This is a genomic window from Rhizobium sp. B21/90 (genome assembly GCF_019355815.1).
GTDB lineage: Bacteria > Pseudomonadota > Alphaproteobacteria > Rhizobiales > Rhizobiaceae > Rhizobium > Rhizobium rhododendri.
Genome location: NZ_CP072163.1, coordinates 1,450,522 through 1,464,630, shown reverse-complemented (window position 1 = coordinate 1,464,630; position 14,109 = coordinate 1,450,522). Strand labels below are relative to the sequence as shown.

The following is a 14,109-nucleotide window of genomic DNA, read 5'->3' as shown; positions in this document are numbered from 1 at the left end:
CTTCTCCTAAAAGTCCAGTATAATCTTGCTGTAACGCGGGTCGAGATAACTCTCACTAATGGCATCCTTCAGCGGCGTCGCCTGGACGTTGAAAATAGTCGGCCAGTCGATCACAGGGAAAGTCTCGGGGATCACAAGAGCTTCCAGCTGGCTTGTTGTGAACGGCGGCTTTTTTGAAACCTTGCCATAGACGAAAAGCAGCCACCAGAACAACTGGTAGGGAATATGCACGATGCGCGCCTTGGGTCTGACGGTGTCGTGTATCATCTGAATGACATCGCCGTAATAAGTTTGCTGAAGCCCGGATATGTCGTAGGTGCCAACCTGCTTGTTCTTGAGAGACGAGATGATAATGCTCGCGAAATCCCCGACGTAAAGCGGCTGACGGATGAATTTTCCATCGCCTGGAATCGGGAAAACCGGTACGCGATCCATGAAGCGGCGCAACCAGCCCAAATGTTTACGATCAAACCAGCCGAACATCAGCGTTGGGCGCAATACCACATGTGGGATGTCGCCGACGGTGTCTATGAACCGCTCCTGGGTGGTCTTGGAGCGCGTGTAGAAATCGTCTGCCTTGGAGTTGACTACTGATGAGGAGATATGAACGAAATATGGCGTGCCATGACGGCGCATCGCCTCTACGATTTGCTCCGTGGCAGTCACGTTATTATCGGTGAACTCCTGCTCGATCAGTCCGCCAATCTGGGCCTGGTTCAACAGCACCGAGTCTGCGCCGGCAAAGGCATCCATCCACTGGCCCTCAATCGCCAGGTCGGCCTCAATCACTTCGATTTCCGGATGCAGACTGCGCAGCAGCGCAGTGTTGCTAGGATGCTTGTCGATGCCGACGATCTTCAGCCCGGGCGTACCCTTCAGGCGAGCGATGACATTTTGCCCGACCAGTCCGGCGGCTCCAGTTATGACGATTTTCTCCACTAGATTTCCATCCGATTGAATATCGCCGCAGGCAGGTTGCGAATGATCAGCATAATGTAGCGCCAGAACCCGGGCGCATAGGCTATCGGCCCGCCGCGGTGGGCGCGGGCGTAGGTGATGGCGGCGATTTGCTCAGGCTTGGCCCAGAGAGCGCCCTTCCGGTTCATTCCTTCGGTCATTGGCGTCACCGTCGGGCCCGGCTTAATCAAGATGGCCCGTGGCCCCTTGTTGGCGAAGCGGTGGGCAATGCCTTCTACCAACGCTTCAAGGCCGGCCTTGGCGGCCCCGTAAATGAAGTTCGCTCGTCTACCCCGGTCTCCAGCGACGGAACCAATGACAACCAGGCTACCCCTTCCTTGCGCTTCAAGCAGATTGGCCGCGACGAGCGACCATGCCGCAGCGGAGGTGAAGTTAACCCGAAATATCTCTTCAGCGACGACGAGATCGCGTTCGGCGAGGCCCTGATCTCCGAGGGTCCCATAGGCAATCAAGACGTGATCGACGCCTCCGATCTGCTCAACAAACTGGTCGAACTGCTGCTCGATGTCAGTTGTCGCCGCCAGATCACTCGTGGCAACGACGGCATTTTCAGCGCCACGGGCTTTCAGATCGACTGCCATCTGTGACAGCCGGCTCTCATCTCTGCCAACGAGAAGAATCGATGCCCCATCCTTTGCATAGAGACGCGCTGTGCTCGCGGCAATGGCGGACGTCGCCCCCAAAATTATGACGCGCAATTTAGTAACCCTTCATATTCGCGAGACACGCTGCCAAAAATGGGAGCTGAAACCGCTATCTACGTACTTGGCGAACTCCTGCCAAGCAGGAAAACCGCTCTGGAACATTTGAGCCGACATTCGGCCATCCTTGGCGGGATACAGGCGGCCGCCAGCTTCGAGCACAATGGCATCCAGCCGCTCCATTAACCGCAGGGTCTCGCTCCCGTGATTGGGAAAATCAAGCGCAAGAGTCGTACCCTCGGTAGGGAACGACAGCATACCAGGCGACTTTGCAGCACCGAACGTCTTGAGAACCGCAAGAAATGAGCCTTGGCCGCTCGCCGATATAGTTGTCAGCATTTCCTTCGTTGCGTCCCACTGCACAGCTGGAGGAACCACAGACTGATACTGAAACATTCCCTTGTAGCCGTAGAGACGATTCCAGCGGCCGATCGAGTCAAGCGGATAGAAGAAGGAATGGAGCGGAACCCGGGATCTACCCGCTTTTCGCTTTCCGTTCCAGTAATAAAGGGCGTTGAAGGCGCTGATCGAGTAGCGGTTCATTGCTAAACTCGGAAGGTTGAACGGCATAGAAAAGCGCGTGTTTCCACGATCCAGAAGTCGCGAACCAACCACGGCATGGTTACCGCGCGAAAACAGACCGCGCCCGATAGATGACCCCTTAGCCAGGCAATCGATCCAAGAGACCGTATAATCGAAGCGTTCCTCGCTTTCTTTGGAAAGAGTAAAAAACGCGTTGAGATCCTCAAACGGAATCGTCTCAGCATCGATCATAGCACTATCAATCGCTGTGAGCTCCAGTTCCACCCATGTGATGAGGCCTGTCAATCCAAGCCCACCGATCGTTGCAGCAAACAATTCAGGATTCTCGCTCGGTGACAACTGCAATTCTTCACCGTTCGAACGCAACAGACTAAGTCGGCGTATCCACCGGCCAATTGAACCATTGCGGTGGTGGTTCTTGCCATGCACGTCGTTTGCGACAGCACCGCCAAGCGTTACGTATCGCGTGCCTGGCGTCACCGGCAGGAAAAACCCTTGCCGCACGATCAGTTGCAGCAGTGAGTTGAACGACAGGCCGGCTTCTGCACGCAGAAGACGCCGAGCTCCGTCAAATTGCAGAATCCGGTCGACACAAGTCATGTCGATGATGCCACCTTCAGGATTGAGGCCGCTATCTCCATAAGACCGGCGCAAACCTGCGCCAAGCAACGTCAGTCCCTGCTGGTGGCCGCCGAGCGCAGTTGCATGCAACTGGTCACGCCAAAAGGGCCGCGCCACCTGATGCGGCGCCCTTAGCACATTGCCCCATGAGCCAAAGTCATCTTGGCGGTTGAATACCGTCATAGCGCCACCAGGAAGAGCAGCGCGACGATGATGCCGAGTGCGATACTCACCCGATCGCGTAAGGCAAAGCTCACCGGGTCATCGTTCATTTGCCCTCTATGTGATAGAAGCCATATGCGGCCCAGCCAGATTGATAACATAATTGAAATGCCGCTGAGTAGTTCTGGACGCGAATAGGCAAATCCGGGCGTCAGCTCCTGCAACACGAAGATCATGAACACCACGAGCGAGGCTATCGCTGCGCCGACACCGAGCGCCAGGGTCAAAGCCGCATCCTCTAACTCGTAACCGCGGCTTCTGAGACTATTCGCACCGCTGGACGCTGCACGTACAATCTCCGTATGACGCTTTGCCGTCGCGAGAGAGAAAAAGAAAAACACCGCGAAAGTCAGCAACCAAGCCGGTCGGGGGTTGTCGAGCAATGCGGTGCCCATGATGAGACGCGTCGTAAACAAGACCCCAATGATCAATGTATCAAGGAGCGGTACCCTCTTCAGCCCGAGCGAGTAGCAGGCAGTGATAGCCAGGTACGCCATTAGCGCGGTCGCAAACTTCGGGGACAACAGTATTGCGAATGTAAATCCGCCAAGTAGTAGCCCCCCAGCCAAAAGGAATCCAGCGCGGATCGACAAACGACCACTAGCCATAGCGCGGTTGCGCTTGGACCAGTGCTGACGGTCGGAATTAAGATCAGCGATATCATTGAGCAAGTAGGTCGCCGAGGTTACTGCAAGAAGACAACAAAATGCTAGGATCGCGTGCGACACGGTTGGAAGATCTGACCATTCGTGCGCAAGTATGAGCGGCACGAATAGCAAAGCGTTTTTCGTCCAATGGTGAACTCGGATCGCCTTCATGAACTCTTTCGGTGTCAACGAAGGCGAATGAAACTCTTTCAAGACGGGTTTACCAAGTGCCTTTGCTCGACGCCCCACCTGCGTCGTGACGCCCGCGAGCACTATTCCTGCCGAAGCCCGCCAGACGGGCAGGTCCACAGCATGATCCCCGGCATAGATAAAGCCTTCTTCAAAACGTTCGGACAGATACTCCGCTTTGGCTTTACCTTTCAGATTACTAATGGCGGAGCCAGTAGCCGAAGCAAAAATACCCACTCGCTGGGCAACCTTGTCAACAATTGTTTGATCGGCCGCCGAGCATAAGTGCAACTCGTGCCCTTCATCAGCCTTTTCGCGTAACCACTTCACTAGATCTTCGCGCAGCGGCAGTATTTCCTCGGTGACGTCGACTTCCTCGGCCAACTTCGCCTTTAGGGCATGACGTCCCTTGCAAAGGGCGAGCAGGGACCGAGCCAAACCAAAGGGGTTGCGAAACAACGCGATCGCCGCCGTCTCGTAGAGGGTATCGGACAGCACCAACGTCCCGTCGAGATCGACAACGATGGGCAAATGCGTGACAACCCCGAGGGTTGCGGATAAATCTGACGTCTTCATAAAAACCTAACTGAATGGTTCCTCACAAAGCCTCTATACGGTGGATCTCCAGAAAAAACCACTCAATGGACTCGCGTCACGGTAGTTTATTACGCGAGAGCAAATCCTGTTTCTCAAGGATAAGGACAAAGGTTTAGTTCGCAGACTCACCGAAACCTTATCCAACAATAACAGTATATGCAGGTCGACATGATCGTTGGCCAAAATCGCCAGTCGGCCGCATGGGTGCGTCCTACAAGTTCATCGACTTCACGCCGTAAGTCTTCCGGAGCATCGATCACGTCCTGTTCGGGAAGCAGCCTTCTGAATCGAAGCGGTGGAGGAGCACTTGCCCGCTACGGAAAGCCGAAAATCTTCAACACGGACCAGGATGTCGCAGCTTGCCTCCGTCGACTTTGCGGAGGTGTTGAAAAAGGCGGAAATTGCCATCTCGATGGATGGCCAGGGTGCGTGGCGAGACAACGTGTTCGCCCACGACTCTGGCGTTCAAATATGAGGAGGTCGTGTGCTGTGAATGCCTTTTCTCGGCTTGAGACAAGAGCGGAGCTTTACCGAAGACGGGGGGGGGCGGCCCCGCCCCCGAAGTAGGCCTCGAGGGGCAAATTTTCTAACCGCCACATGCAGCAGAGGTAAAGAGCCTTCGCGGTGAGTGTTGGTGGAAAGGGCGGAAGTAAATCTTTAAGGTGCGTGTTGAGGAGACGAACTAGAGTGACCCGCTGATGACTTTAAGTAAAGTATCAAATCGACGTTGAATCAGGATCGAGACTCCTCTCCCGAGAAAGAAGGGGCGACTTTGCATGCTGATTGACAGAATGGCCTCGCGCTCGAGATGGCGTGAGCTGATCCTCCCATGCATCATGACCGACATACTTCGACTGGGAGGAGCTCTCGTCGTTGGCGCGGTCGACGACCAGCCGTACGATGGGGTCGTGAACACCTGCTGTGTTCCTTTCGGCAACATCTGTCACTGAGTTACCGCTGGTGTCTTCCCGCTGTGTGTGCCCGAGAACAGATCGAACTGATATGTCGTAAACTGGCGTGACTTGATCGTCCCCCGAGTCGTTCGTGAGGGACCAATGCGGCGCCCGTATTCGCGGCCTGTGACGGAGCTCCTCCCCCTTCCGGCAACTTTGCCAAAGCAAATAGGCAAGTGAATCAGCATGCCCAATTGGCAAAACCAGCCACCGCAGCCTCAGTGTTCAGTCGAATATCTATACCGGAACTCGAGCATCCGGCATGACGCCCGCCCCAAAAGGCTGCAGCGGAGTAGGGCAGACCCTTGTCCACTGATCCATGGATGTATACAAGTTTCCCAGACTAGGGATGTCACGGATACGAATGCTCGCGAATCACCACCGCTTCGCTGTCTCGACTCTGTTATACATAGCCTACGCCGACATTCATCCCTTGACCGGCAGACACCGGTCCAGGCGTACTCGAACGCGCTGGCACCGATGATGGTGGCGGCATAACCGAGGCGGAAACACTTAGCAGACGCCCGAAACTATCCAGACAAGCCGAGGCACCTTTTAACGTTGATCAGGTTATCAATTATTGGCAGTTCAGGCCACGCCACATTGACACCACGCTAGCAATACTTTGGCAGATTCGGGCAAGCCTGGTTTGAGATGATGTGCGCTCTCACTTTTGGGGCGCGATATGGCGGATTGGGATACGGAGCTTTCAGCATTTTTGCAGCCGTTTCTGGAGAAGCTTGGACACAAGAAACGGCGACAGATGTGTCCACTTTATGTGTCGGGACTTATCGGTCCCGGAGACCGCAAGAGTATTGAGCCGATGGCGGAACGGTTCGCTCCAGGCCAGTACGACCGCCTCCACCATTTCATTTCCGACGGCCTTTGGGATGCTGTTCCTCTTCGAGCTCGCGCTGCAGACGGACAGAATAGTTGGCGCATCCGATGCGTTTTTGGTGATTGATGACACCGGCCTGCCAAAGAAGGGTGATCATTCGGTCGGAGTCGCGCCGCAATATGCCTCGATGCTGGGCAAGAGAGCAAATTGCCAGACGCTGGTGTCGGTGACGCTTGCGCGAGACGAAGTGCCGGTCCCGGTTGGCCTGCGTTTGTTCCTGCCGGATAGCTGGATCGGTGATCATGAGCGCATGGCGAAGGCTGGGGTCCCAGACGACATGCGGACCTCGCGCACGAAGCCGGAGATTGCTCTTGCCGAGATCGATCGGTTGATCGTGACCGGTGTCCGGTTTGGCACAGTGCTGGCTGACGCAGGTTACGGCCTGTCGGCTGCGTTCCGAAAGGGCTTAAGTGAACGTGGCCTCACCTGGGCGGTCGGTATCCCCAAGCATCAGAAGGTTTATCCCGATGATGTCAGATTGATTTTTCCCGTCTCCGGTCATGGCCGCCCTCGCAAGCATTCGATCCCCGACACCCTTTCAGTTGCCGCCGAAACGATGTTGGCATCTGCAAGCTGGAAGAAGGTCAGTTGGCGCCGCGGCACAAAAGGTCGCCTGACCGCACGGTTTGCAGCATTGCGCATCCGGATCGCCGATGGCACGCCGCAGCGCATCTATGACAAGTGACAGCAGCACATGCCGGGCGAAGCGGCCTGGCTAGCATTACAGTTGCAATTTTGATTTCAAGTGAGCGCGTTGGGCGACAGCTTGATGCGCTCGTCTCCAACATGACCATGCGATGATGTGGGCGGGCTTTATACGCCGCTGGGCAAGCTTATTCGCAATGCGTCGGACCTCTTGGATGGACCAGCGGATCAGATCGTGATGGTCGGCATCCTCGGTCTTTTTTGGGGTGCCGCATTATTGGCGCGATATCGGATCACAGCCATCATTGCGAAGGCGAGCATGACGAGCGAGACATGGCGATGCCAGCCATGCCACGAGCGGGTCTCGTTATGATCGAGGCCGAGTTCGTTCTTGGCTGTCTCGAAGCTGTCTTCGATTGCCCAACGGTGACCTTCGACGGATACGAGCGTCTGAATGCCTGTTCCGGCCGGGCACCAAGTCGTGAAGAATGCGAGGTCGCCATCGCTGATATTGCGCCGGATCAACAAGCCGCGCGTCCAAAGCCCGGTTTGCGTATCACTGTATTCGTCGGCATCGAGATCGGCCAGTTCGCAGTAGGCCCAGTCATGAAGCCGCGCGCCTTTTGTGCCATCGCCAGCGGAAAGGCGATGCCATGCAGCCGGATCGAGATCACGGGCAATCTCAAGAGCGGTTCCTGCGACGAAAGGCTTACCAGACCAAGCGCCAAAATGATGGTCGGATTTAACCCCAAGAACGTAACCTTTGCAGGCTCGGCGCAGCGCTCCTTCGACGTCTCCGACGCCATACACAGCATCTGCTGCCACCCATGAGAACGGCACTTTGGCTGTCAGCGCCCGCCGAATCATATCGACAGCGAGGGCAGGCTTGGTAGCGAAGGCTACAGTTTCAGGAACATGAGCGGCGGCAAGCCTTGCCGGATCGCTGGTCCAACTCTTTGGCAAGTACAAGGCTCGATCGATAAAGGCATGACCACGATCGGAAACATAGGCGGTGAACACACCGATTTGGCAGTTCGTTACCTTGCCCGCCGACCCTGTATATTGACGTGAAACACCGCAAGATGTCTTGCCCTGCTTGAGGAAGCCGGTCTCATCAATGACCAGGACCGCATCATCTGTGGCTAGGTGCTCCACAACATACTCGCGCACAATGTCGCGAAGTCCGTCTGCGTCCCAGCGTCCACGACCCAAGATGGCTTGCTGTCGCCACGGACCGGGATCGCCAGCCGCCTCAGCGCGCATCCAACCTGTCTTACGGCGCTCATCACCTAATAAGCCGTCCAGGAAAAGGTTCGCAGATGCTGCAACGCGTTCCTGCGTAAACAATCCGCGCATACGCGCCTTAACTTCACGCAGCGACGATGCCCAAAGTTCCAACGTTGTCTCGATCGATGCACCCATCATCCATGACCTCCGAATCATGGGGGCCTATGGATTCAGAACTTGTAAAAATACGCAACTGTAATGCTAGGCCACGGACTCATTAGTTGAGGCGATCCATATCCTCGTCGCGACGAGCTTGAGGGCGGCCATGTAGTTATCAGCGCGCCGGTCGTATCGCGTCGCGAGGCCTCGCATCTGCTTGATACGGTTGAAGAACCGTTCCACGAGATTGCGTTGACGGTAGACCCAGCGGTTGAAGCTGAATGTCTGCTTTCGATTGGCCTTTGCAGGGATATTCGCCCAACACTTGCGTTGCTTGGCAAAGTTACGAATTGCATCGGTATCATATGCCTTGTCGGCGAGGATCGTCGCGCCGGGCCTCAGGTCGCTCAACAGCTTTTCAGCCATCGGTGCATCGCCGGCTTGGCCGGCGGTGAGTTCGAGCCGAACCGGTCTGCCATCTGCATCGACAAGAGCGTGGATCTTTGTCGTCAGGCCGCCGCGCGAACGTCCCATGCAAGGATCGGCAGATCCCCCTTTTTAGCGTTGGCACCATGCTGGTGAACGCGAACACAAGAACTGTCGATCATCACGATGTCTCCATCGTAACGCTTTGAAACGGCGTCCAGAAGACGATCCCAGACGCCCGCCTTGCGCCATCGGGAGAACCGATTGTAAAGCGTCGTGCGCGGGCCATAACGCTCCGGCACATCTCGCCAAGACGAACCAGTCCTGAAACGCCAGAGGATGCCGTTGATCACCCGGCGGTCATCGACACGTTCAATTCCACGGCTATTGTTCGGCAAAAGAGGTGCAATGATAGCCCATTCTTCGTCGCTCAATTCGTGACGGCGCATAGCAATCTCCTTTCAAGGAAATTGAATCATACACCGTCAATAAAATGAACCCCGTTTATGGGGACACTGCCTAGCATTACAGTTGCGTATTTTTACAAGTTCTGAATCCATAGGCCCCCATGATTCGGAGGTCATGGATGATGGGTGCATCGATCGAGACAACGTTGGAACTTTGGGCATCGTCGCTGCGTGAAGTTAAGGCGCGTATGCGCGGATTGTTTACGCAGGAACGCGTTGCAGCATCTGCGAACCTTTTCCTGGACGGCTTATTAGGTGATGAGCGCCGTAAGACAGGTTGGATGCGCGCTGAGGCGGCTGGCGATCCCGGTCCGTGGCGACAGCAAGCCATCTTGGGTCGTGGACGCTGGGACGCAGACGGACTTCGCGACATTGTGCGCGAGTATGTTGTGGAGCACCTAGCCACAGATGATGCGGTCCTGGTCATTGATGAGACCGGCTTCCTCAAGCAGGGCAAGACATCTTGCGGTGTTTCACGTCAATATACAGGGTCGGCGGGCAAGGTAACGAACTGCCAAATCGGTGTGTTCACCGCCTATGTTTCCGATCGTGGTCATGCCTTTATCGATCGAGCCTTGTACTTGCCAAAGAGTTGGACCAGCGATCCGGCAAGGCTTGCCGCCGCTCATGTTCCTGAAACTGTAGCCTTCGCTACCAAGCCTGCCCTCGCTGTCGATATGATTCGGCGGGCGCTGACAGCCAAAGTGCCGTTCTCATGGGTGGCAGCAGATGCTGTGTATGGCGTCGGAGACGTCGAAGGAGCGCTGCGCCGAGCCTGCAAAGGTTACGTTCTTGGGGTTAAATCCGACCATCATTTTGGCGCTTGGTCTGGTAAGCCTTTCGTCGCAGGAACCGCTCTTGAGATTGCCCGTGATCTCGATCCGGCTGCATGGCATCGCCTTTCCGCTGGCGATGGCACAAAAGGCGCGCGGCTTCATGACTGGGCCTACTGCGAACTGGCCGATCTCGATGCCGACGAATACAGTGATACGCAAACCGGGCTTTGGACGCGCGGCTTGTTGATCCGGCGCAATATCAGCGATGGCGACCTCGCATTCTTCACGACTTGGTGCCCGGCCGGAACAGGCATTCAGACGCTCGTATCCGTCGAAGGTCACCGTTGGGCAATCGAAGACAGCTTCGAGACAGCCAAGAACGAACTCGGCCTCGATCATAACGAGACCCGCTCGTGGCATGGCTGGCATCGCCATGTCTCGCTCGTCATGCTCGCCTTCGCAATGATGGCTGTGATCCGATATCGCGCCAATAATGCGGCACCCCAAAAAAGACCGAGGATGCCGACCATCACGATCTGATCCGCTGGTCCATCCAAGAGGTCCGACGCATTGCGAATAAGCTTGCCCAGCGGCGTATAAAGCCCGCCCACATCATCGCATGGTCATGTTGGAGACGAGCGCATCAAGCTGTCGCCCAACGCGCTCACTTGAAATCAAAATTGCAACTGTAATGCTAGGCAGTGTCCCCATAAACGGGGTTCATTTTATTGACGGTGTATGATTCAATTTCCTTGAAAGGAGATTGCTATGCGCCGTCACGAATTGAGCGACGAAGAATGGGCTATCATTGCACCTCTTTTGCCGAACAATAGCCGTGGAATTGAACGTGTCGATGACCGCCGGGTGATCAACGGCATCCTCTGGCGTTTCAGGACTGGTTCGTCTTGGCGAGATGTGCCGGAGCGTTATGGCCCGCGCACGACGCTTTACAATCGGTTCTCCCGATGGCGCAAGGCGGGCGTCTGGGATCGTCTTCTGGACGCCGTTTCAAAGCGTTACGATGGAGACATCGTGATGATCGACAGTTCTTGTGTTCGCGTTCACCAGCATGGTGCCAACGCTAAAAAGGGGGATCTGCCGATCCTTGCATGGGACGTTCGCGCGGCGGCCTGACGACAAAGATCCACGCTCTTGTCGATGCAGATGGCAGACCGGTTCGGCTCGAACTCACCGCCGGCCAAGCCGGCGATGCACCGATGGCTGAAAAGCTGTTGAGCGACCTGAGGCCCGGCGCGACGATCCTCGCCGACAAGGCATATGATACCGATGCAATTCGTAACTTTGCCAAGCAACGCAAGTGTTGGGCGAATATCCCTGCAAAGGCCAATCGAAAGCAGACATTCAGCTTCAACCGCTGGGTCTACCGTCAACGCAATCTCGTGGAACGGTTCTTCAACCGTATCAAGCAGATGCGAGGCCTCGCGACGCGATACGACCGGCGCGCTGATAACTACATGGCCGCCCTCAAGCTCGTCGCGACGAGGATATGGATCGCCTCAACTAATGAGTCCGTGGCCTAGTTGGCGAATGGCGATCAAACGACGAGCGCAAATACTACCTGTCCAACTTGCCGGTCGATGCGACATTGAAAGTGCTGGCGGCCGCGATCAAGGCGAGATGGGTTTGCGAACAGGCGCATCAGCAGATGAAAGAGGAGCTCGGTCTCGATCACTTCGAGGGCCGATCGTGGCAAGGCCTACATCGGCACGCTCTGATGACGATGATCGCTTACGCTTTTCTCCAGCACCAGAGATTGCAAACTGCAAAGCGGGAAAAAAAGGAAGCGACGAGTTCGCCGAGGGCCGCCTGAACCGACCTTGCCAGCCGTCCGTCGAGCCGTGATCAATGCGCTTGCTATACCGACAGCACAGATCCGATATCCGCACTGTCAACAGCACTTTCAAAGCAAAAATTCAATTCTGCCAAAGTAGTGCTTCTGTAATGGGCCTTTGTTCGTCAAGTCCCTCATTTCCAAAATCTCATCACCAGGATCATGCTTCTGTCCGTGGTCAACACGAAGGTCGCCACACCATGCCATAAGATCAGAACCGGCAGGTCAATCTAGGCGGCGTGATTGCCGAAGCCTCACAGCACTACTTACGACCTTGCCAGGCTCGCGTCCCGGTGACGGGACCTTGATGGAGACGAAACCTTACAATGGCTTCGTCTCGATGCCGCTATCTATGCCGCAGAGGTTTCCTTGCCCCAACGGAATTCGCTTTCATCCATCCACATGCGATGAAGGATTGTCGCAAGCTTGCGGGCAAGCGCAACTTTTGCCCGTTTCATGCCACGCCGCTTTGCCACGTCGACTGCCCACCGCTTCAGCGCCGAGAACCTGGTGGCGCGGGTCAGCATGATGTGGGCCGCCTCGTAAAGGGCAGTGCGCACCATTGTGTCACCGACCCGGCTGATGCCACCGTCCAGATCCGTTTCGCCGGATTGGTACTTCTTCGGTGTCAACCCGAAGTACGCACCGACGGTTTGAGATTTTGCAAACCGCGTTGGGTCGTCCACTGCCGAGCGATATGTGATCGCAACGAGCGCGCCAACGCCCGGCGTGGTCATAAGTCTTTGGCAGATCCGATCCTTGGGGCCGACCCGTTCGGACCCCGTTTCAACATCGTCATTCTGAGGGACAGCCACCAATCTGGCTACAATCTCGGAAGAGCCGGCCCGTTACGGCATCTAGTTTGCCGAGCGAAACAGGCCGTAGTGTCGCTCTCGCATGAAATCGACTATTTGCAGAAGCACTTGCGGACTGGGGTAAATTTTTTTGTAGATTTCGGCATTGTAGTCGCCACGAAGCATTAAAGCGGCTGCTTCGTCTCGCTGTCTATTGATCTCCAATCCCTCGGCAATGGCGCGGTCGCTGAAATTTGAAAAACCGACAATGGCCAGAAGGAAAATGGCGGCTAAAGCACTCAGCGCGTTCCGTTTAGTGACGAGACCATAGCGCAGAATTATTCCGGCTAAGGACAGGGCAAACAAAATGGAGGGAGACGAGTAGCGCGAGGTTAGCGCCCAGTCAGGGTTTCCCGCCGTCCCGCGGTTGACCGCCATCGCAGCGATAGAGGCACCAGCATAAATTGCAACAGAAAGGAGAACTGTAAAGGGCATACCTCTTAAACGTGCTCCTAATATCCCAATTGCCCCAAACACTAGGGCAAGAAAACCCAGTAGCGCCCCTGTGTAGATGGCGGACGCAGTTCCTGCCTGCTGCGTCCAGTTACCTAACGCAGCGAGAAAATAGATGAAGTTGTCAGCGCCGAAGCCGTGAGTTGGCCCAACCGGAAAGTCATGAGCTGTGGGGATTAGATAATAAACGATTGCTAAAACGGACCCTATAGCCATCATTGCTGATCGCTCGACGTCGCGGGCGAACACCAAGGCGCTGATTAGACCTGCCACCGGCGCCAGTATGCCACTTGCCATCGTTTCCGTGCTGACGATACACAACAGGAGGACCACCGCCTTTCCAGGCCATTTTAGAGCAGGTTGAAACGCGACTACCATCAGAACGACCGGGATGAGCTGAGCATACCCAAATTGGACCTGCGTCGGCCACGCCAAGTTCCCGAGCGAAACGACGCCAACCATCGATACACCGCCGAGAAGAGCCAGCATTTGAAGATATCTTCTTCGCATCCCTATTGCTGAAATGCCGATGAGAAGGGCTCCAGATGCGAACAATGTCAGATAGGTCGTAACTTGCAGAACGACATTAGACCCACGGGTGAGCCAAAGATCGGCAAGCATCGTCAATTTCGTTAGTCCCAACCGGTGCTCGTTGTGAGTCATGTGAATAAACGACCAGGTATCCCAGCCATTCACGCGCCAGTTCCGAAAAGCGTCGAAATATCCAAAATGATCCCAGTAATACAGCGGGTGGCTAAGAGAAATCGCGTACCCTATGGACCTGTATAAGCTGATCGCAGCTATTAGCACCGCTGCAATTAGGCACGCATATTCCAAACGCTTCTCGGCAAACATCGCATCTCACGGTTTCATTCAAAAAGAGTTTGCAATTAGCCAAAAA

The 14,109-nt window shown here is 55.5% G+C and carries 9 protein-coding genes and 5 pseudogenes; 5 read left to right on the top strand and 9 right to left on the bottom strand.

Annotation, left to right across the window (positions count from 1 at the left end):
* Positions 1 to 6: 6 nt before the first annotated feature.
* From J5278_RS24755 to J5278_RS24740, 5 genes and pseudogenes are all read right to left on the bottom strand, one after another.
* Complete coding sequence (locus tag J5278_RS24755) at positions 7 to 939, bottom strand: NAD(P)-dependent oxidoreductase (protein WP_209186549.1); 933 nt, start codon at positions 937 to 939, stop codon at positions 7 to 9.
* Positions 939 to 1,118, bottom strand: coding sequence for a hypothetical protein (locus J5278_RS31255; RefSeq protein WP_247749898.1), 180 nt, complete (start codon positions 1,116 to 1,118; stop codon positions 939 to 941). Before J5278_RS31255 ends, J5278_RS24755 begins: the two co-directional genes overlap by 1 nt.
* Before the next feature lie 12 nt (positions 1,119 to 1,130).
* Positions 1,131 to 1,661: pseudogene (locus J5278_RS24750) on the bottom strand (SDR family NAD(P)-dependent oxidoreductase); the annotation flags it as partial.
* A gap of 27 nt (positions 1,662 to 1,688) precedes the next feature.
* Positions 1,689 to 3,026 (bottom strand): FAD-binding oxidoreductase, encoded by a 1,338-nt coding sequence (locus J5278_RS24745; protein ID WP_209186547.1) that lies wholly within the window; start codon positions 3,024 to 3,026, stop codon positions 1,689 to 1,691.
* Positions 3,023 to 4,477 (bottom strand): UbiA family prenyltransferase, encoded by a 1,455-nt coding sequence (locus tag J5278_RS24740; protein WP_209186546.1) that lies wholly within the window; start codon positions 4,475 to 4,477, stop codon positions 3,023 to 3,025. The genes J5278_RS24745 and J5278_RS24740 overlap by 4 nt, the downstream gene beginning before the upstream one ends.
* A gap of 324 nt (positions 4,478 to 4,801) precedes the next feature.
* Between J5278_RS24740 and J5278_RS31250 the strand changes: the two are divergent.
* Together J5278_RS31250 and J5278_RS24735 are read left to right on the top strand one after the other, a co-directional pair.
* Positions 4,802 to 5,032: pseudogene (locus J5278_RS31250) on the top strand (IS3 family transposase); the annotation flags it as partial.
* 1,104 nt (positions 5,033 to 6,136) lie between these two features.
* A pseudogene (locus J5278_RS24735) lies at positions 6,137 to 7,031 on the top strand (IS701 family transposase); the annotation flags it as partial.
* Between the two features lie 191 nt (positions 7,032 to 7,222).
* On the opposite strand, the gene J5278_RS24730 reads toward J5278_RS24735, so the two are convergent.
* Positions 7,223 to 8,437: an IS701 family transposase gene (locus J5278_RS24730; RefSeq protein ID WP_219258769.1), complete on the bottom strand. Its 1,215-nt coding sequence runs from the start codon at positions 8,435 to 8,437 to the stop codon at positions 7,223 to 7,225.
* Between the two features lie 45 nt (positions 8,438 to 8,482).
* Positions 8,483 to 9,261, bottom strand: a protein-coding gene (locus tag J5278_RS24725; protein WP_374108320.1) for an IS5 family transposase whose coding sequence is annotated in 2 segments (ribosomal slippage) — positions 8,483 to 8,919 and positions 8,919 to 9,261 — 780 coding nt in all. Because the reading frame shifts where the segments join, the coding sequence is not laid out codon by codon here.
* A gap of 113 nt (positions 9,262 to 9,374) precedes the next feature.
* Here J5278_RS24725 and J5278_RS24720 point away from each other — a divergent pair.
* The 3 genes and pseudogenes from J5278_RS24720 to J5278_RS24710 all read left to right on the top strand — a co-directional run.
* Positions 9,375 to 10,589, top strand: coding sequence for an IS701 family transposase (locus J5278_RS24720; protein ID WP_219258769.1), 1,215 nt, complete (start codon positions 9,375 to 9,377; stop codon positions 10,587 to 10,589).
* A gap of 222 nt (positions 10,590 to 10,811) precedes the next feature.
* A protein-coding gene (locus tag J5278_RS24715; RefSeq protein ID WP_374108320.1) for an IS5 family transposase occupies positions 10,812 to 11,590 on the top strand; the annotation gives its coding sequence in 2 pieces (ribosomal slippage) (positions 10,812 to 11,154 and positions 11,154 to 11,590; 780 coding nt in all).
* Positions 11,587 to 11,880, top strand: a pseudogene (locus J5278_RS24710) (transposase); the annotation flags it as partial. The gene J5278_RS24715 and the pseudogene J5278_RS24710, both read left to right, overlap by 4 nt.
* 371 nt (positions 11,881 to 12,251) lie before the next feature.
* Here the strand turns inward: J5278_RS24710 and J5278_RS24705 are convergent.
* Positions 12,252 to 12,659 (bottom strand): annotated as a pseudogene (locus tag J5278_RS24705) (transposase); the annotation flags it as partial.
* Positions 12,660 to 12,758: 99 nt separating this feature from the next.
* Positions 12,759 to 14,063 (bottom strand): hypothetical protein, encoded by a 1,305-nt coding sequence (locus tag J5278_RS24700; RefSeq protein WP_209186545.1) that lies wholly within the window; start codon positions 14,061 to 14,063, stop codon positions 12,759 to 12,761.
* Between the last annotated feature and the right edge of the window lie 46 nt (positions 14,064 to 14,109).

What these genes read in the sequence shown, in the direction of transcription:
- J5278_RS31255 (WP_247749898.1), bottom strand. Translation starts at nt 1,118, where the DNA reads ATGACCGAAGGAATGAACCGGAAGGGCGCTCTCTGGGCCAAGCCTGAG.
- J5278_RS24745 (WP_209186547.1), bottom strand. Translation starts at nt 3,026, where the DNA reads ATGACGGTATTCAACCGCCAAGATGACTTTGGCTCATGGGGCAATGTG.
- J5278_RS24740 (WP_209186546.1), bottom strand. Translation starts at nt 4,477, where the DNA reads ATGAAGACGTCAGATTTATCCGCAACCCTCGGGGTTGTCACGCATTTG.
- J5278_RS24730 (WP_219258769.1), bottom strand. Translation starts at nt 8,437, where the DNA reads ATGATTCGGAGGTCATGGATGATGGGTGCATCGATCGAGACAACGTTG.
- J5278_RS24720 (WP_219258769.1), top strand. Translation starts at nt 9,375, where the DNA reads ATGATTCGGAGGTCATGGATGATGGGTGCATCGATCGAGACAACGTTG.
- J5278_RS24700 (WP_209186545.1), bottom strand. Translation starts at nt 14,063, where the DNA reads ATGTTTGCCGAGAAGCGTTTGGAATATGCGTGCCTAATTGCAGCGGTG.